Here is a 17,989-nt window from a genome sequence, read left to right on the forward strand (position 1 = left end):
AGAGGAACGCGAATGAGTTCAAACGACAGCTTTCCAACAGGCTCCGCCTGCATTGTGGGCGCCTACGAGTCGCCACGGCGAAAGGCACCCAACATCCATCCTTTCCAGATCCACGCGGAGGTAGTTGCCGGGGCGTTGGCGGATGCAGGCTTGACGGTCGCCGATGTCGACGGCTTTGCCACGGCTGCGTCATTTCCTGCCGAGGCCGGCTGGCAGCTGTCAGCGGTGGAAGTCGCGGAATATGTCGGCCTACGCCCGTCCTGGCTTTGCAGCACCGACATCGGAGGGGCAATGACGCTGAGCCACGTCGGCAATGCCGTTGCTGCCATCCGTGCCGGCCTCTGCAAGGTTGTCGTCATCAGCTACGCTGCCTCGGGGCGATCTTGGCGCCTGCCGGCGACCGACTTCAACACCGGTCCCACCGGTCCAGGCCAATATGAGGTTCCATACGGGGTCTCGACGATCTCCGCCTATGCGCTTGCCGCGACCCGCTATATGCACCAGTTCGGATTGAAACCGGAGCAATTGGCGCAAATCGCGGTGCAGATGCGGGCGTACGCCAACCGCAACCCGCAAGCCATGTATCGCGACCTGATCACTGTCGACGACGTCTTGTCGTCGACCATGATCTCGACACCCCTGCATAAACTCGATTGTTGCGTGGTGAGCGATTCTGGCGGCGCGATCATCGTGACATCGCGTGATCAAGCGCGCGACACCCGACGCGGTGGCCCGGCGGTGCTCGGTTTTGGAGAAGCAATCAGCCACGGGCAGATAAACCAGATGGCTGACCTTACAACCACAGCCGCCGAGTTTTCCGGACGCCGCGCCTTTGCCAGTGCTGGGCTGACGCCCGAAGATATTCGCGTCGCCCAGATCTACGACTCCTTCACGATCACAGTGGCTTTGACGCTCGAGGCGCTCGGATTTGTCAAACGGGGTGAGGTTGGTGACTTCATCGCCTCTGGCCAGCTCGGTCCCGACGGTCGTCTGCCGATCAACACGGATGGCGGAGGTCTTTCTTCCAACCATTCCGGGCGCCGCGGCATGTACGCCGTGATCGAAGCGGTCCGTCAGCTGCGCGGAGATAGCCCCGGCCTGCAACTGCGCTCTCCTGAGCTTTGCCTCGTCAACGGTACCGGCGGTTGGCTCTCGGCCACCGCCACGCTGATCCTGGGAGCCGCAAAATGACTGAGATGGATTCGATCCTTCCCGTACAGGACGCGGTTTCGAGCGTTTGGTTCGATGCCGCCAAAAACGGCAAATTGCTGTTGCAGCGCGATCCGCTCAGTGGTCGCTTCCAATATTATCCACGCGCTCACGTCATTGGCGCACCCGACCGAGAGCCGGAATGGATTGAGGCGTCGGGTGAAGCCACGCTTCATTCCTACACGATCGTGAAGCGGTCGGTTCACCCGCAGTTTGCCAGCTTCATACCCTTTACCCTGGCCATCGTCGAATTGGCTGAGGGCCCGCGCATGACGACATGGATTGTGGACGTGCCGGAAGAAAATCTTCGCTGCGACATGAGCCTGAAGGTCGCCTTCCGCGAAATACACCCCGGGCTGATCATGCCCTGTTTTACAAAGGTCTGACATGGAAATTACATTCGACAGGATCGAAGTCGGCGCCGAATATATTTCGGCAGGCCGCACCATCTGCGAAGCCGACATCGTCAACTTCGCCGGTGTCACAGGCGATTTCAATTCCCTCCATATGGACGACCAGTGGGTCAGGGCCAACACGCCTTATTCGGGCCGCATAGCCCATGGACTGCTGGTTCACGCCATTGGTGAAGGATTGCGCTGTCCCGAATTGGATAGCTGGGTAATCCTGGCTTTCCTGGAGACGCAAAGACGCATGCTCTTGCCGGTCTCGCCGGGCGATCGTCTTCAGCAGACCTATCGGGTCGCTTCGAAAAAACCGACATCAAAGGATCCATCAAAAGGCGTCGTCGAAGTTGATGTCGTGATCACCAACCAGAACGGAGAGACCGTCCAGTCTGGTTACAACAGATATATGATTGGCGGAGCAGCCTGATGCGTGGTCTGAAGGACAGGGTGGTGCTTGTCACCGGCGCGGCACAAGGCATCGGCAAAGCCACAGCCAAGCGGCTGGCTGATGAAGAGATGGTGGTGGCCGTGGCGGACCGCAATTTCGCCGGCGCGGAGGCGGTAGCCGGGGAGATCTCTGCTGCGACGGGTCAGGCGCTAGCGCTATTCCTGGATGTTACCAGTCGTGTGAGCTGGACTGAATGCGTCGCGCGCGTGGTGGACACATTCGGAGGCCTGGATGGGCTTGTCAACAACGCAGGGATGACGCGTGACAGTTCGCTGTTGAAGATGAAAGACGACGATTGGAATGATGTGATCGACGTCAATCTGCGAGGTCCTTGGCTGGGATGCCAGATCGCGATTCCGCACATGACGGCCAAGGGCGGTTCTATTGTCAATCTTTCATCGGAAGCGCGGTGGGGAGCGTTCGGGCAGTCCAACTACTCATCCGCCAAGTCCGGCCTGGTAGGCCTGACCCGCACCGTCGCATTCGAACATGCTCGTCATCGCGTGCGGGTGAACGCGGTCGCGCCCGGAACGATAACCACGGCGATGGTGGAGGCGGTTCCAGCTGATGTCCGCAAAGGCTGGTTGCAGAATATCCCCCTGCGTCGGGAGGGGGATCCTTCTGAAATCGCTTCCGTGGTCGCCTTCCTTCTTTCCGATGATGCAAGCTATGTCACAGGCCAGATCATCGGTGTGAATGGCGGGTCCATCATCTGACAGCTCCTTCGATCACTGCCCCTCGGGTCGACTGGGCATGATCAGCAATCCAAAGGCATGAGACATGAATATTCCTTCCAAGGCTGACGTCGTGATCGTTGGCGGTGGGGTCGCGGGCTGCTCGATCGCCTACCACCTGGCAAAAATCGGCATCACGGATGTGGTGCTTTGCGAGCGCCGTCAATTGACGTGCGGCACGACCTGGCATGCCGCAGGTTTGGTCACCCAGTTGCGCGCCACGCAACGCATGACAGAGCTGGCGAAATATACTGGCGAACTGTTCATGAGCCTTGAGGAAGAGACCGGCCAGGCCACGGGCTACAAGCGAAACGGCTCGTTACGCATCGCGACAACGCCGGCCCGGTATGAGGAATTGGCGCGAGGCGCCTCGATGGGGCGCAACTTCGGGCTTCCCGTCGAGGCCATGACGCCGGGGGAGATCAAGGAGCGATGGGGGCCGGTCAATCTCGACGGCATCGTTGGAGGGTTCTGGTTCCCGCATGACGGTCAAGTCAATCCGGCCGATGTCACAATGGCATACGCGAAAGGCGCCAGAACCGGTGGGGTTCACATCATTGAAAACTTGCCAGTGACGAAGATCCTGGTCGAGAACGGCCATGCCGTGGGCGTAATGACCGAACAAGGCAGGATCGACGCCCGCACTGTCGTGATCTGCGGCGGTATGTGGTCGCGGGATTTGGCGGCCGAGATCGGCGTCACCATGCCGCTACACGCTGCTGAACATTTCTATGTGGTCACCGAGGCAATTCCCGATCTGCCGCGCAACCTTCCGGTTATGTTCCTCGGGGACGAGTGGACCTATTATAAGGAAGATGCCGGCAAGCTGCTTGTCGGGTTTTTTGAGCCGGTAGCAAAACCTTGGGGCCAGAACGGCATCTCAACGGATTTCTGCTTCGACGCCCTTCCAGACGATATCGACCACATCGCGCCGCATCTGGAGGCTGCGGCCAATCGTGTGCCTCTGCTGGCCCAAACCGGGATGCAGCTCTTTTTCAACGGGCCAGAAAGCTTCACCGCTGACGGCCGCTATCTGCTCGGCGAGACGGCTGAAGTCTCCGGGCTATACTGCGCTACCGGCTTCAATTCGCTCGGAATCCTGTCGTCAGGCGGGGTGGGTAAGTCGCTTGCGGCCTGGATCCGTGACGGTCGGCCGCCGGTCGAACTGATAGACGTTGACGTACGCCGCACCCAAAGCTTCCAGCGAAACCGTAAATACCTCGAGCATCGCACCGTGGAGACTTTGGGTCTCAATTTCGACATGCATTGGCCGAGCCGACAGTTCGTCTCCGCCCGCGGTGTGCGGCGCTCTCCCTTTCATGACCGGCTGGTCGCAGCCGGAGCGTTCATGACCGAGGCGGCGGGATGGGAACGACCTGGCTTCTACGGCACGGCGCAAGAGGTCGCGAATATTGAGTATTCCTACTATCGCCCGAGCTGGTTTGCCAATGTCGGTGTGGAGTGCCGCAACACGCAAGAGAATGTGACACTTTTCGATCATAGCTGTTTCGTGAAGTATCGGGTCGAGGGCCCCGATGCCCTCAAGACCATGAACTGGATCTGCGCCGGGGATTGCGATGTTGAAATTGGTCGCGTCGTCTATACCCAGTGGCTGAACGAGTCCGGCGGCATTGAGGCCGACGTCACCGTTACCCGCATGGCGGAGGATGCATTCCTCATCGTGACGGTCGCCGTTTCGCAACGGCGCGATCTGGCTTGGTTCAAACGGCACCTGCCAGAAGGTGCGCGAGTTTGCATCTCGGATGTCACCTCCGGCCTTCCGATGATTGCATTGATGGGCCCAAAGACGCGCCAGCTCATGTCGCGCGTCTCACCGGATGACTTCGCCAACGATGCCTTCCCCTTTGGCACCAGTCGCGAGATCGATCTTGGCTATGCCCGCGTCCGCGCCAGCCGGCTGACCTTCGTCGGAGAACTCGGCTACGAAATCTATGTCGAGAGCGAGTTTGCCGCGCATGTTTACGAAGAGATCCTGGAGGCTGGACGAGATCTGGGCCTTCGACACGGCGGCTTCTTCGCTCTGAATTCCCTGCGCATGGAAAAGGGATATCGCCACTGGGGTCATGATATTGGCGAGGAGGATACGCCCTACAATGGTGGTGTGGGGTTCGCGGTCTCGCTCGATAAGTCCGGTGGCTTTCTAGGCCGAGATGCTCTGATCAAGCAGAAATCCGAAGGGATCACGAAACGCCGGCTGGTGCAGGTAAAGCTGTCGGGCGGGCCAGAGATGCCCATGCTCTATCATAATGAGCCGCTCATGCGCGACGGCAACCTTATTGGTTCCATCACCTCTGGTGCCTACGGTCACCGAGTTGGCGCGTCACTCGGGCTTGGTTATGTGAACAACGCAGAAGGGGTCACGAAGGAGTGGCTGGCAACAGGCAGGTGGGAAGTAGAAATCGCGATGAAACGCTATGCCGTGGAGGTTCAGTTCGGGCCTTGGTATGACCCGCAGAACCTTCGTGTACGCAATTGAAAGCTCTGATGCGTTTCGGGGAAAGCTGCGCAGCGGTTTTGGGAAACGATCCGTCAAACAAAGCCAACTCGTTGATGTCGCGAAAGTTTTAGATTCGCGCACACCAACTTCGCTAATCCGCGTCGCCGCGCCAGTGGCTGGCGCGGGATGGCGACGATGCCCTGAATATGCAGCGAGCCTACGTGCAGCGTGCAGCCTAGTTGCCGGGACGTTCAACGCACCATGCTGCGATGGTGCGTTGTCGCCACTAATGGAGCCTGCGGATTGTGCCCTTATGGGCGAAAGCTCTCCTCTTTGGAGTATGGAAACCACCAAAAGTCCTGCGTGGACGCCTTGGGATCGATCATGACGAATTTGGTGTTTTGAAACTGAGCCAAACCCTCCGGCCCCAATTGCCGCCCGGTTCCAGAAAGCTTGCGCCCTCCAAATGGCAGGGCATCATTGTCCAGCAAGGGTGCATTTATCCAAACGATTCCGGACTCAAACTCCCGGACGGCACGCATGGTCTCGTCCATGTCGAGGCTGTAGAGGTAGGCGCCGAGGCCGAAACGTGACCGGTTCGCGAGTGTCATTGCTTCGTCGAAGCTCGACACCGAGCAGAGCGGGGCAACCGGTCCAAACGACTCTTCATTGAGAATTTCAAACTCTGGAGCAACGTCGGTGAGAACGGTTGGTTCTACAAACCATCCCTGATTCATATGGGCTGGACGACCTCCTCCAGCTTTTACGCGAGCTCCCTGTTGACGGGCATGCGCAATCATCGCCTCGAAGCGGTCTCGCTGCTTACGGGTTGCCATGGGACCAATATCGACATGGTCAAGGCCGTTGCCGATCCTTAGCTTCTTCGTCTCAACGGCCAACTGTTCAGCGAATTTGTCGTAGATCGATTCATGAACGTAAAACCGCTCAGCCGACGTGCATACCTGGCCGCAGTTCAAGTAGGCGGCAAATGCCGCTCCACGAGCCGCTATCTCCAGGGGTGCCGACGGCATGACGATAAAGGGATCATTTCCCGAAGCTTCGATGAGGCAAGGCTTGAACGTTTCGGCGCATGTTCTTGCAACCTGCTGCCCCACGCTGACAGAGCCCGTATATGCTACGCCGTGGGTTTTAGGGCTTGCCACGAGGCGCTGGCCGACCCTAGGACCTCCTGTAACAACCTGGAACAATCCAGGGGGAAGCGTTGAAAACAGCTCGGCAAATTTGAGCGTCGTGAGACTTGTCTGCTCATGCGGCTTCACGATCACGGCATTGCCCGCTGCGAGTGCGGCTGCTGCTTCCCAGCAAAGAAGCACGAGAGGAAAATTGAACGGTAGAACGATCACCACCGTCCCAAGCGGCTCCTTGACACTGAAATGAAATTGCCCGGGCACGGTTGTGCCAGCCAACCTCCCGGCCTCGTGGCGAGCCATCTCGGCATAGTAGTCAATCGCAGTAGCGCACCAAGAGACCTCATCGACGGCCTCCTTGTACGGCTTGCCTTCTTCAAGCGTCAAAGGCAGGCCATAAAGAGCCTTCTTGCTCCTGATATTGGCGGCGATATCATGGAGTAAGACAGCCCGACTTCTAGGATCGATTTCCCCCCACCGCTTCCTGGCGGACATGGCGGCCTCGAGGGCATCATCTATCTCGGCGTCAGTTGCATCGGCGATCCATCCGACAGGCCTTTCGGTCGCGGGATCAATGACATCAAAACGGGTCGCCGATTCGCTTCGCACGTAACGTGCATCGATATAGAGCGACCCGGAGAGCCGCTCGAGTTCCGAAATTGCGTTCATATGTGCTTCCTTCCCTCGGGCTGATGGGCGTTTAATAATTTTAACGGTATGTCATTTTTTTTTAACGCACAAGGGAGCGCCGCGAGCCGGTCACATCGATTTCAATGAGATTGGGGCACCATATTCACCCGAAACCAGCATTGGGCAGGAGACGGAGTTGCGAATACTTGGCGGCCTAAGAGGCTGGATCCCTACGCCTTTGCAAGCAGGCTGCGATCGATTTCTTTCAGCGATCTGCAGCCACTCATAGCCATTGCCACATCGAGCTCCTCACCAAGATTTTGCATCATCCGCAGGGCGCCCGCCGATCCAGCTATAGCGGTGCCATAGAGCAGGCTTCGGCCAAGCAGAACCGCCTTCGCTCCGCTCGCAAGCAACTTGAAAATATCCGAGCCTCGCTGCACGCCGCTGTCTGCAAGGACGGTCAGACGATCACCAACCGCATCAGCAATGTCAGGCAGGACCTCAATAGGCGCGACGGCTCCGTCGAGGTTTCGTCCCCCGTGGTTGGAGACTACGATACCATCTGCGCCGATCTTCAAAGCCAACAGGGCATCGTCTGTGCGCAGGATCCCTTTGATGACCAGATTTCCCTTCCAGTTCGTCCGAATGCGACGGACGCAATCCCAATCCAGATTAGGCGCCAAAGACATCGAACGCGCACTCCCTCGGCTCAGGATGTTGGCCCTATATTCAGAAGGATAGTTGGCGAAGTTCGGCAGGCCCCCAGCCGCAAGATAGCGGCCTAGGACCCCGACCGCCCATCGCGGATGCGTCGCTACATCGAAGACATTGCGCGGCGCGAATCTGAAAGGAATATCGAAGCCATTGCGGACGTTGTATTCCCGCTTTGGAAGAACCGGTGTATCGACGGTCACAACCAATGTTCGGGCGCCGTTTGTCCAGGCTTTTTCAATAAGGTCTTGGGAAAGTTCTTCCCTGTCCCACAGATAAAGCTGAAACCAGATCGGCGTGCCAACAGCTGTTGCAATCTCGCCAACCCCGGTGATCGCTTCTGTCGCTGCACAAAAAGGGATTCCATATGCTGCTGCTGCTCTGGCCAACTCGATCTCGCCTTTGAACCAGACCAGACCTGCGAATGCGGTCGGCGCAGCCAGCAAAGGCGCGCTATAGGTTTCGCCGAAGATCTCGACCTTCTGCGAACGAGGGCTTCCTCCCGTGAGCACTCGTGGCAGGATTCTAGCCGCTTCAAACTGGCGCCTGTTGTGGCGCAGGCTGAACTCATCTCCTGTCCCGCGATCCACGAATTCAAAGATGCCGCGGGGAAGCTTGGCCTTGGCCAATTCTCGCGCCTCACTGTAGTTGAGAAAGTCGACCAAGAAGTCCCTCGATAAGCCACAATGTGGCGGGGGTACCGTACCCCCGCCAGCACCGAGCAGAGCTCAATATCCTCCCTTTCCGGCCGGGCGCACGAAAAGGATCGTCAGAAGCCAGTAGACACCTCCGCCCACGACGGCGGTCGGAAGCGATGCCGTCAGATATTCATAAGGAAAGCGGCTCGCGTAGGATATCGGATTGAGAATATAGTTGTAGGTCACAAATCCGCAGACCATTGCAATGATCGAAGCAGGATTGAAGCCTCCCCAGTATCGATACTCGGCGTTGGGGCCGGTCTCAAAAAGGCCACGAACGTTCACGTTGCCACGCCGGATGAAATAGTAATCCACAATTTGGATGCCGCAAAGTGGAGCAAATCCAAGTCCGATAAACGCCAGGAAAGTCCCGAAGTTTGCAAAAAACATCTCAGGTATTAGCAGCCCCACGATAGCCACTGGCGCCAAGGAGATCGCCAGAAGTACCGGCCATGGGGATCTCGACAAAACGGGAATGTGGCGGAGTCCTATCGAGGAGGCGTAGACGCCGGCTACTGCAGTTCCGAGATTGGCCGCTGCCACGAAAATCAAGGCGACAACGCCGTAAATCGGTCCGCCGATTGTTCTCAACCACTGCGCGGGATCGGAGACCTGAAGAACCAGAATGCCTGCTATTCCGATCGCGCACAAAAGCGGAACCGGCGCGCCCATTCCTAGCATGATCGGAAGAGCGGCGGTGCGCCCGTTGGGGGCCATTCGTACCATAGCGCCTATATAGGGCCACCAGGACAGCAGCGAGACGATGCCGATCTCGATCCCCGTTACGTAGTTCCATTGCGCGTCGGCGTTAGCAGAAGCTGGCACGGCCGAGATGAGCTTATCCCATTCGTGGGTAAGCAACACGTAGAGCATCCAGAAACCAATGAACACATGGGCGACCAGAACCTTTGCGACGCGATCGACTCCCAGAGAGCCTTTCAGCAAAAAGAAGAAGGTCAGGGACACAGCAACGACAACGGTGATTGGCACCAACACGGCGCCAGATCCTTCGCTGATAATGCCAAGAGCATAGAAAAGCTGTGTGGTCGACCGCCCAAAAAATATCAGCAGCAGCGAGTTCCAACCGACAATCGATATGAATTGCAACATGGCCGGGATGATCCACCCCGAGGTACCGAACTGGGGCTTTGCCGAGGCGATTGAATCGACACCGAAACGGATACAGACTGGAACTGCCGCTAGAGCAACGATAAGCATGCCGATCATGCTTCCGGCGAAAAGTGTGGCAAAGCCCTTCCAGAAACCGAGGTAGTAGCCGACGTACTCCCCGATGATGTAGCACCAGGTTGCCGCGGCAGCGGTGGCGAGAGAAATGCCCAATCGCCAGCCTCCCCATGTGCGCTCACCTGGCAAAAGTGGCCACGCGCTCTTGTCGGCTTCGACCAAAAAGTCATCAGCAACCTTTGTCATGCCAAGCCTCCAACCAGAAGCAGGATGACAGGTAGCACCACCCCAAGAGCAATCAGCGCAATCCAGGCCGTCAAATCAAAATCGGCGCTCAAGCTGTCCTGAGCCTCGATGAGGGCCAGGCGTCTCTCAAGCTCGGGTTCAAGTGTTTCGGTTCGCATAGTTTCCCTCCCTGCTATGTTTGGTTCATGCCTTGCACGCCCTTTCACAAGAGGCGATGTTCTTTACGACGACCTGTCAGATGCCGCCGCTCTGCAGGCTCCCGGCGGAATGCTGCTGTCAAAAATTTCATCCATATTGGCATAATTTATTTAACAAACAAGAGGCTTGTCGCCGCTTGACGCGCTTGTATTCGCGTTGCATCCCATCAGAAATGTTTGGTTGTGGAGCATGGCACTTGGCACGCAGACAGTTATCGACCGCAATCCGCGACCGGCGGGGCGCAAAGCAGACCGACGAGGCGGCCGATTTGGCTGTGGGAGCGCGCCTAAAGGTTCTGAGAGAGGCCGCAGGCATTTCCCAACGCGAACTGGCCAAGCGGTCTGGTGTGACCCACGCTACGATATCGCTTATCGAACAGGAGTCGCATGCGCCATCGCTGGTTTCTCTGCATCGCATTCTCCAGGCCTTTCCTGTGAGTTTGGCGGACTTTTTTGCTCTGCCGATCTCCCAGACAAATGTGATTTTCGCCGAAGCTCAGGAGTTGACGGTCGTCTTCCGCGGTGAGACGGACATCCGCATGCTGGCCGCAGAACGCCGAGACAAGCGGCTGCAGTTGTTTTTCGAACACTACCAGCCAGGCGCGGGAACCGGGGAGGAACCGATCATTCACCAGGGAGAGACGGCGGCCATGGTGATCCAAGGTACTGTCGAGGTCGAAGCCGGTGGTTTAGTTCGCCGCATTGGACCGGAAGGCGGATTTCAGGTCCTTAACGGCGAGCCGTACAAGCTTAGAAACATCGGAGATGAGATTGCTGTCGTTGTGTGTGCATGCACTCCTCCAATGATTTGAGATGGGGCCGGCGGTGCGCAATGCGCCGGCAAGAAGCGCCTGAGGGATCGTGAGGCCGCGACGCGAACTCGCGAAGGCAGGACCCGAGTCAGCCGGTTACCCAGCATTTCGACAACGCATAGCCGCCCATCAGTTCCTCGTTGCCATTGGGAGCCCATCCGCCGACCTTCGGCCCGACAGCGTCAATGAAGTCATTGAACATGGGTACAATAACTCCACCCTCGTCGCGTACAATCGACCCCATGTCGGCGTAGATCGCCTTGCGCTTGTCGTGGTCAAGCTCGGCGCGCGCCTGGAACAGCATTTTGTCGAACTTCTCGTTGAAGAAGCGCGTGTCATTCCAGTCGGCCTTGGAGTAATAGGCGGTAGAAAACATCTGGTCCTGGGTCGGCCGGCCACTCCAGTAGGAGGCGCAGAACGGCTGTTTGTTCCAGACGCTCGACCAGTAGCCGTCGCCCGGCTCTCGCCTGACTTCGATCTTGATACCGCACTTGGCGGCGCTCTGCTGATAGAGTTGCGCGGCGTCCACCGCGCTTGGGAAGGCGACGTCTGATGTGCGCAAAAGCACCGAACCACTGTGGCCTGATTTCTTGTAGTGGAAAGCCGCCTTTTCGGGGTCGAACTTGCGTTGCTCAAGTTCCGTGTAAAGCGGATAGGCCTTGTTGATGGGCGTGTCGTTGCCAACTGAGCCATATCCCATCAAGATTTTCTGGACGATCTCCTCACGATTGAGAGCGTATTTCAGAGCCAGACGCAAATCGTTGTTGTCGAATGGAGCAGTGTTGCAGTGCATGATGAAGACGTAGTGGCCCCTGCCGGCAACGTTGTGGACTGTAACCCCCGGTACCCGCTTGATCAGATTGACGATCTTTGGCTCGACGCGGTTGATCATGTGGACTTGTCCACCTTGCAGGGCTGCAGTGCGGGCAGTCGTGTCATTGACGACAATGATTTCAATCTGATCGGCAAAGCCACGATCATCGCGCCAGTAGTTAGCAAATTTCTCGCCGCCAAGCCGAACGCCGGCCTCGTTTACCGCGATTTTGTACGGCCCGGTGCCAATGCCCGCAGTTGGATTGTCCTTACCGCCGTTAGGCTGGATCATCAGGTGGTAGTCATCCATCAGGAATGGCAGATCGGCATTGGGATCCTTCAACGTGAATACGACTGTGTCGCCGTCTGCCTTGACGCTTGCGATGCCACCCATGATGCCCAGCGCACCTGACTGGGATTTTGCGTCTGAATGACGCTCCATCGTCGCTACGACGTCGGCCGGCGTCATTTCCTTGCCGTTGTGGAACTGCACGCCCTTGCGGATCTTGAACGTCCAGACCTTCGCGTCCTTCGAGGAACCCCACTCAGTGGCGAGTGCCGGCTGCGCCGCGCCGGCGGCGTCAATCTGGACAAGTTGCTCGCCCCACTGGCGCCCGAAGCAATAAGGCACTTGGCTTGTCCATACGGCCGGGTCAAGGCTGTCTGTCGTAGCGCCGCCCTGCATGCCAGCCCGCAGGATGCCGCCCCTCTGTGGCGTCTGTGCCTTCGCGGGGCTCGAGATCGTGGAACTGGCGATTAGGGCTGTTATTCCGGCTGCCGCTGCGCCACCAATGAATTCGCGCCGATTGATTTCGCCGACGGTAGCCAGACAATTTGTAGCTTTGCGCTCAGTCGACATGCGTAGCTCCTCCCTTGCCGCGTTGTGCGGCTTCTAACGAACGTTAGATCCCGAGCCCGAGACTATCGTCGGCTGCTAAACTGTCAAGACGACATGTAGAGTTTTTTCTTGGATATCTGCCCGGCGGAGCCGGGTCATGTCGTGTTCAACAACGCCACAAGGTGTTTCATTCTGTGAAGTTGCGAAATTCCGCCACGGCTCCCGAAGCGCTGGCGGTTATCGGTTCTGGGCAGATCGTACAATCGAGTTGTAGGATTTATGCTGGAATAATTGGAATTTCCCAACCGTCGCAGGACGAATCTATCGGTCCTTGTTGAATGTGGCCGGGTGCCTGGAGTGGGCAAAAAACTGCCGCTATCGATCGGTGCCGCGGCGCGCAGAAGGAGGTCGCTTGATGTTCCTTGTTTTGAGACGGAGTCCCCAGCGCGATTAAGGTTTGACACCGAATCCACTCTGTGGTTAGGTTTGAAAAAATGGATATTTGTCCCGAAATACGGGATTTGTGGGCGAAAGGTTGTTTTCGCAATTGTAGGAGGGCACCAATGGGAGCTCGGACCACGCGTGAGATCGCGGAATTCGTTGTAGCCACCGGCTTGAGGCATATCCCGGCCGACGTTGTCGACTACGCCAAGATCCTGGGACTAAGTCACATCGGAATGAATGTGGCCGGAACCCGGATGAAGGTCGGGCAAACTGTGATCCGCTATGTGCAAGCAAAAGGCGGAGTCACTGACGCTGGCATATTTGGCACCGGCATCCGGGCGCCAGTCGAGTATGCAACGATTGCTAATGCCAACGCTGCTCATGCGACCGAGCTCGAGGACGACAGTTTTCCCGAGACGATGTATTCGTGTGGTCACTGGCCGCCGGTCTTTGCTTTGTCAGAGAAGCTTGGCTTGTCGGGGGCGAGATTGCTTGAAGCATTGATCCTGGGCTACGAGGTCGCCGCACGGCTTGGCTTGGCCTTTGACAAAGGAATGAAAAAGGGTTGGGCGAGTTGGGCAGCGCTCGGGACCATCGGAAACGCTGCGGCAGCTTCAAAGCTGATGGGGCTTAATGTCGATCAGACCACCACAGCGATCAGCCTCGCCGCGTCTCAGGCCGCGGGAATCCTGAAACAGACTGGCAGTGGGGCTCATATCGTCGAAGCCGGCTTTTCGGGTCGAAACGGGATCTGCGCGGCCGAGCTCGCGGCATTGGGTTACACCGGTCAGTCAGATATTCTGGAAGGCTCCCACGGCTTCGGCTATCTGTGGGCCGACACGCCGGAATTTGATCTCGCCCTCGGTGATGGCTATCGCATCTACGCGGTCGGCATAAAGAAATACCCATGCTGCTTCTTCAAGCATCGCAACATGGATGGACTTCTCGAACTGATCCGAGAGCACAAGATCAAATGGATCGACGTCGCAAATATCGACCATGGGATCAATGTCACGCACGCGCAAATCCTCAAGTATGACCAGCCGACAAGCGCTGAAGAGGCGCGATTCAGCCTGCCTCATTGCACGGTCGCCTGCTTCTTTGACGACACAGTCTTCCTAAGCAGCTTCTCCGATGAAAAGGCCACGGATCCCAGATGGCATGAGGCGCGCAAGAAGGTCAGCGTGACGGTTCACCAGGACTGGCCGAAGGGAGGGGTGGAAGCGTTCGACAGTCCCATAACCATCACCATGAAGGACGGTAGGGTTTTCTCGAAACTGTGCCACGACTCGCCAGGCGAACCGGATAACAGCCGCTTCGGAATCAATGAGGTCCTCGCCAAATTCGGCAAATGCATGGATTTTGCGAAGGTCTTCTCGGATCGGGAACTGAAGGAAATTGAATCGCTGGTCGTCGGTATCGACGAGGTGAAGGACGTTTCCAAGCTGGCTGCACTTCTCACTTTTCCGCAACGGTTGCAGGCGAACTGAGCAGAAGGCATCGGTTGGCTGCTGGGTCAGGTGAGGCCGGATTTCAAAGGAATGCTTGCGAGATAGGCGCCCGTGATGAGCCGGACTTGGCGTGTCTGTTGAATGTGTGCTTTCGCCAGCGAAACGGCGCCCGAAGAAGACGGTGGATGATGCTGAACCGGGTTGAGACAGCTGCACAACTGAACTTGGCGGAGCCAGGTCTTTTCAGGGAGGCCGCCTACGTTGCGGGCGACTGGCTGCCTGCGGACGGGCAGGGCATCGCCGTGACGGACCCGTTCGACGGCAAGTTACTCGGCCATGTTCCGGACTTGGGGCCAGTTCACGCCCGTCAGGGGATCGACAAGGCGCACGAGGTCCAGAGGGAGTGGGCCGCGCGCACCGCAAAGGAGCGAGCTCGTATCCTCGGAAGATGGTTTGACCTGATTGTCCAAAATGCCGACGATCTGGCCAAAATCCTCACTGCCGAGCAAGGCAAGCCACTCGCTGAGGCCAAGGGAGAGGTCCTCGGCAACGCAGCCTACCTGGAATGGTTCTCAGAAGAGGCGAAGCGCATAGACGGAGACGTCTTGCCCGGCTCTTCACCCAGCCAGCGCATCATGGTGTTGAAGCAGCCGGTTGGTGTCTGCGCTGCCATAACGCCTTGGAATTTTCCAAACGGAATGATCACACGCAAAGCCGGACCAGCGCTTGCCGCAGGCTGCACAATGATCCTGAAGCCCGCCGCTCAAACTCCGTTCTCTGCCATAGCCCTTGCGGTGCTTGCTGAGCAGGCGGGAGTTCCAAAGGGCGCCTTTTCTGTGATCACCGGCGAGGCTCGGCCGATTGGCGAAGAGCTTTGCGACAATGCCAAGGTCGCGAAGATAACCTTCACGGGCTCCACCGCCGTAGGGCGCTGGCTGATGTCGCGCGCTGGCAACAGCATCAAGCGGCTTTCTCTCGAGCTTGGCGGCAATTCGCCCTTCATCATCTTCGAGGATGCCGACCTCGACCGCGCCGTCAAAGGCGTCATGGATTCAAAGTTCCGCAACAGCGGCCAAACTTGCGTGTGCGCCAACCGGATCATGGTGCAAGAAAGCGTGGCCGAAGCTTTTCTCGAAAAGCTGGGCAAGGCTGTCAGGCAACTATTTCTTGGTCGGGGCACCGCCGACGGCGTAACCCAGGGGCCGCTGATAGACGAAAAAGCCGTTCTCAAGGTCGAACAGCACATCGCCGACGCGCTCGCAAAGGGGGCTCGTCTGGTTCTGGGGGGAAAGCGCTCCTGCCTTGGCGGCACCTTCTATGAACCGACCATCCTTGTGGATGTGAACTCCTCGATGCTGGTCACCAAGGAAGAGACGTTTGGGCCGCTTGCGCCTATCATGACCTTCAAGGATGAAGCCGACGTGATCGCGATGGCCAACGACACCGAGTACGGCCTCGCCTCCTACTTCTTTTCCCGCGACATCGGCCGCGTCTGGCGCGTTGCTGAGGCTCTGCAATGCGGTATCGTCGGCGTAAACACAGGCTTGGTCTCCAACGAATTGGCCCCATTCGGTGGGGTGAAACAATCGGGACTAGGGCGCGAGGGGTCGAAATACGGCCTCTCCGAATTCCTGGACATCAAATATGTCTGCATGGGCGACATATAGGAGCGCCATCGATGTGACGGGCCCGACGGACCCATGCACGGAACCGGTCGTGCCAACACCCGAGCAACACCAGACGGTAAGCGGCGTGCTGAACCCCGGTCCACGGCCCTGCTATCCCAGAAAAGAGATGCGTGCTGATTGACCCGTCATCGCCGCAGCAACGGCGATCGAAGTCTTTCCGTTGCATCTACATTGGCGGCCCGAGTGGTGATGCCGAGAGGATAGCTGAGCCTTCAATGAATGGCATGATGCACTACAGGACGCTTGGACGCTCGGGTTGAAATATCAAATCTGGCCATGAGCACACACGGCGAGGCAGACGACGCCACTCGAGCTGGGTGGCTTGTCGATGCGTGCCACGCCGGGGGACATCAGCGTCTCGTCTTCTCTTCAATACGGCCCATGGGAGCTCCGCGCGACGTCGGAGACATCCTCTCTGTAAGGCTGTCGCGCCCGCGCATCGATGCATAGGCGGGCCTTTGGGAGTGTCTCGTAACAAGCCCCGTCGTCACCATCTGATCCGCTCAGCCATCGCTGGAACCGTTTGACAACATTGGCGGCCTATGCTCAAATACCAAAGACTAGAACTAAGTTCTAGTTTTCGGGAAAAATCACATAGTGGGAGCGAGAAAAATGAAGGGGAATTTGCTAGGCATAGGGCTCGGGGCGCTTGTTTTAGCCCTGGTTGGCTCAAACGCGTTGGCCGACGATGCTGCGCCGATCAAGATCGGCTTTGCGATCGCGCAGTCGGGATGGATGGCCAATTACGACGTTGGTCCGTACAAAGCGGCGGTGCTCAAAATCGAGGAAATCAACAAGGCAGGCGGCCTTTTGGGCCGGAAGATCGAATATAAGGTGATCGACACCAAGACCGATCAAACCTTGGCCGCCACTGCCGGCAACGCGCTTGTCGACTGGGGCGCCGACATGATGATCGTGCCGACAGACTATGACTACGGATCTCCTGCAGCGCTTGCGGCCCAGACTGCCGGCAAAATCGCCATTTCGCCCGGCGCTGGCGACCCCAAGATGGGGGTCCAGGGCGTTGGACCGCTTGTCTTCACGGCGCACACCGCTGCCCAGACGCAGGGCATCGTCATGGCTGAATACGCTCATCGAAAGATGGGACTGAAATCCGCCTATGTGCTCGAAGATGTCTCGATCGAGTACAGCAAGTCAGCCTGTGCTGGTTTCAACGCTGCGTGGGCCGCGGAAGGCGGCACGGTTGCCGGTACCGATAGCTTCAAGAATGACGATCCCTCCATCGCCTCCCAGATCACGCGCATCAAGGGCTTGGCAACGCCTCCCGACGCAATCTTCCTTTGCACCTATACCCCCGGGGGCGGCGCTGCAGTTCGTCAGATCCGCGCAGCCGGTATCGACGCTCCGATCCTGTCCGTTACCGGCATGACCGACAATTACTGGCTGGGCGCGGTGCCTGAGCTCAAGGACTTCTACATTCCCGCCATCATGTCACTCTATGGCGACGATCCACGTTCCGAGATCAATCAGTTCCTCAAGGCCTACAAGGCCCGCTGGAACGAGGATCCCACCTCTTCGTTTGCCGTGCTGGGCTACAGCTCGATTGAGCAGTGGGCGCATGCGGTCGAGGAGGCCAAGACCACGGATTCCCAGGCGGTCGTCAATGTCATGAACCATTATCATGATCAGCCGTTCACCGTCGGCCTGACATCCTATACCGATCAACTCCATATCCAGGTTGATCGCCCGCAGTTGATCATGAAGGTGGAAAACGGCTCCTTTCATGCAGTGGAGATGTTCCGGAACGATTTTGTCCCGGACATGAAGCTCCTCTTCCGCATCGGTCAGTAAGAAGCGACACTCTCTCTTGAGGGCAGCAAGGGCTGCCCTCAAGGACCTGTTGAACGGACA

General features: G+C 57.8%; 14 protein-coding genes. 9 read left to right on the plus strand and 5 right to left on the minus strand.

Going from position 1 to position 17,989, the window contains the following annotated elements:
• The first annotated feature begins 12 nt into the window (after positions 1-12).
• The 5 genes from EN874_RS30205 (at position 13) to EN874_RS30225 (ending at position 5,292) form a co-directional block, all read left to right on the plus strand.
• Positions 13-1,191, plus strand: coding sequence for a hypothetical protein (locus tag EN874_RS30205; RefSeq protein WP_127426792.1), 1,179 nt, complete (start codon positions 13-15; stop codon positions 1,189-1,191).
• Entirely contained in the window at positions 1,188-1,595 is a 408-nt protein-coding gene (locus EN874_RS30210; protein ID WP_127426793.1) for an OB-fold domain-containing protein, read from the plus strand. The genes EN874_RS30205 and EN874_RS30210 overlap by 4 nt, the downstream gene beginning before the upstream one ends.
• Before the next feature lies 1 nt (position 1,596).
• The gene (locus EN874_RS30215; protein WP_127426794.1) at positions 1,597-2,040 is read left to right on the plus strand and encodes a MaoC/PaaZ C-terminal domain-containing protein; all 444 of its coding nucleotides are present in this window, start codon (positions 1,597-1,599) and stop codon (positions 2,038-2,040) included.
• Positions 2,040-2,777 carry an SDR family NAD(P)-dependent oxidoreductase gene (locus EN874_RS30220; RefSeq protein ID WP_127426795.1) on the plus strand — a complete coding sequence of 246 codons (738 nt, stop codon included), beginning with the start codon at positions 2,040-2,042 and terminating at the stop codon, positions 2,775-2,777. Before EN874_RS30215 ends, EN874_RS30220 begins: the two co-directional genes overlap by 1 nt.
• Positions 2,778-2,841: 64 nt before the next feature.
• Complete coding sequence (locus EN874_RS30225; RefSeq protein ID WP_127426796.1) at positions 2,842-5,292, plus strand: FAD-dependent oxidoreductase; 2,451 nt, start codon at positions 2,842-2,844, stop codon at positions 5,290-5,292.
• A 272-nt stretch (positions 5,293-5,564) separates the two neighbouring features.
• Here EN874_RS30225 and EN874_RS30230 read toward each other — a convergent pair whose 3' ends face one another.
• The 4 genes from EN874_RS30230 to EN874_RS33895 all read right to left on the minus strand — a co-directional run bounded on the left by EN874_RS30230 (position 5,565) and on the right by EN874_RS33895 (position 10,032).
• Positions 5,565-7,070: an aldehyde dehydrogenase family protein gene (locus EN874_RS30230; RefSeq protein ID WP_127426797.1), complete on the minus strand. Its 1,506-nt coding sequence runs from the start codon at positions 7,068-7,070 to the stop codon at positions 5,565-5,567.
• A 191-nt stretch (positions 7,071-7,261) separates the two neighbouring features.
• A complete protein-coding gene (locus EN874_RS30235; protein ID WP_245513761.1) occupies positions 7,262-8,410 on the minus strand; it encodes an alpha-hydroxy acid oxidase in 1,149 nt (382 codons plus the stop codon).
• 63 nt (positions 8,411-8,473) lie between these two features.
• The gene (locus tag EN874_RS30240) at positions 8,474-9,874 is read right to left on the minus strand and encodes a cytosine permease (RefSeq protein WP_127426798.1); all 1,401 of its coding nucleotides are present in this window, start codon (positions 9,872-9,874) and stop codon (positions 8,474-8,476) included.
• The gene (locus tag EN874_RS33895) at positions 9,871-10,032 is read right to left on the minus strand and encodes a hypothetical protein (protein WP_165349819.1); all 162 of its coding nucleotides are present in this window, start codon (positions 10,030-10,032) and stop codon (positions 9,871-9,873) included. The genes EN874_RS30240 and EN874_RS33895 overlap by 4 nt, the downstream gene beginning before the upstream one ends.
• Before the next feature lie 236 nt (positions 10,033-10,268).
• On the opposite strand from EN874_RS33895, the gene EN874_RS30245 reads away from it, so the two are divergent.
• On the plus strand, positions 10,269-10,883 hold the full coding sequence (locus EN874_RS30245) for a helix-turn-helix domain-containing protein (RefSeq protein WP_245513763.1): 615 nt from the start codon (positions 10,269-10,271) through the stop codon (positions 10,881-10,883).
• Positions 10,884-10,971: 88 nt separating this feature from the next.
• On the opposite strand, the gene EN874_RS30250 is transcribed toward EN874_RS30245, so the two are convergent.
• Positions 10,972-12,555 carry an ABC transporter substrate-binding protein gene (locus EN874_RS30250; RefSeq protein WP_127426799.1) on the minus strand — a complete coding sequence of 528 codons (1,584 nt, stop codon included), beginning with the start codon at positions 12,553-12,555 and terminating at the stop codon, positions 10,972-10,974.
• Between the two features lie 542 nt (positions 12,556-13,097).
• Between EN874_RS30250 and EN874_RS30255 the strand changes: the two genes are divergently transcribed.
• The 3 genes from EN874_RS30255 (at position 13,098) to EN874_RS30265 (ending at position 17,929) form a co-directional block, all read left to right on the plus strand.
• Positions 13,098-14,468, plus strand: coding sequence for an MmgE/PrpD family protein (locus tag EN874_RS30255; RefSeq protein ID WP_168247672.1), 1,371 nt, complete (start codon positions 13,098-13,100; stop codon positions 14,466-14,468).
• 179 nt (positions 14,469-14,647) lie between these two features.
• Positions 14,648-16,096 (plus strand): NAD-dependent succinate-semialdehyde dehydrogenase, encoded by a 1,449-nt coding sequence (locus EN874_RS30260; protein ID WP_168247674.1) that lies wholly within the window; start codon positions 14,648-14,650, stop codon positions 16,094-16,096.
• 633 nt (positions 16,097-16,729) lie between these two features.
• Positions 16,730-17,929, plus strand: a complete 1,200-nt coding sequence (locus tag EN874_RS30265) for an ABC transporter substrate-binding protein (RefSeq protein WP_127426801.1) — start codon at positions 16,730-16,732, stop codon at positions 17,927-17,929.
• Positions 17,930-17,989 lie beyond the last annotated feature (60 nt).

The sequence above is a fragment of the Mesorhizobium sp. M1D.F.Ca.ET.231.01.1.1 genome, from assembly GCF_003999155.2.
Lineage (GTDB): Bacteria > Pseudomonadota > Alphaproteobacteria > Rhizobiales > Rhizobiaceae > Mesorhizobium.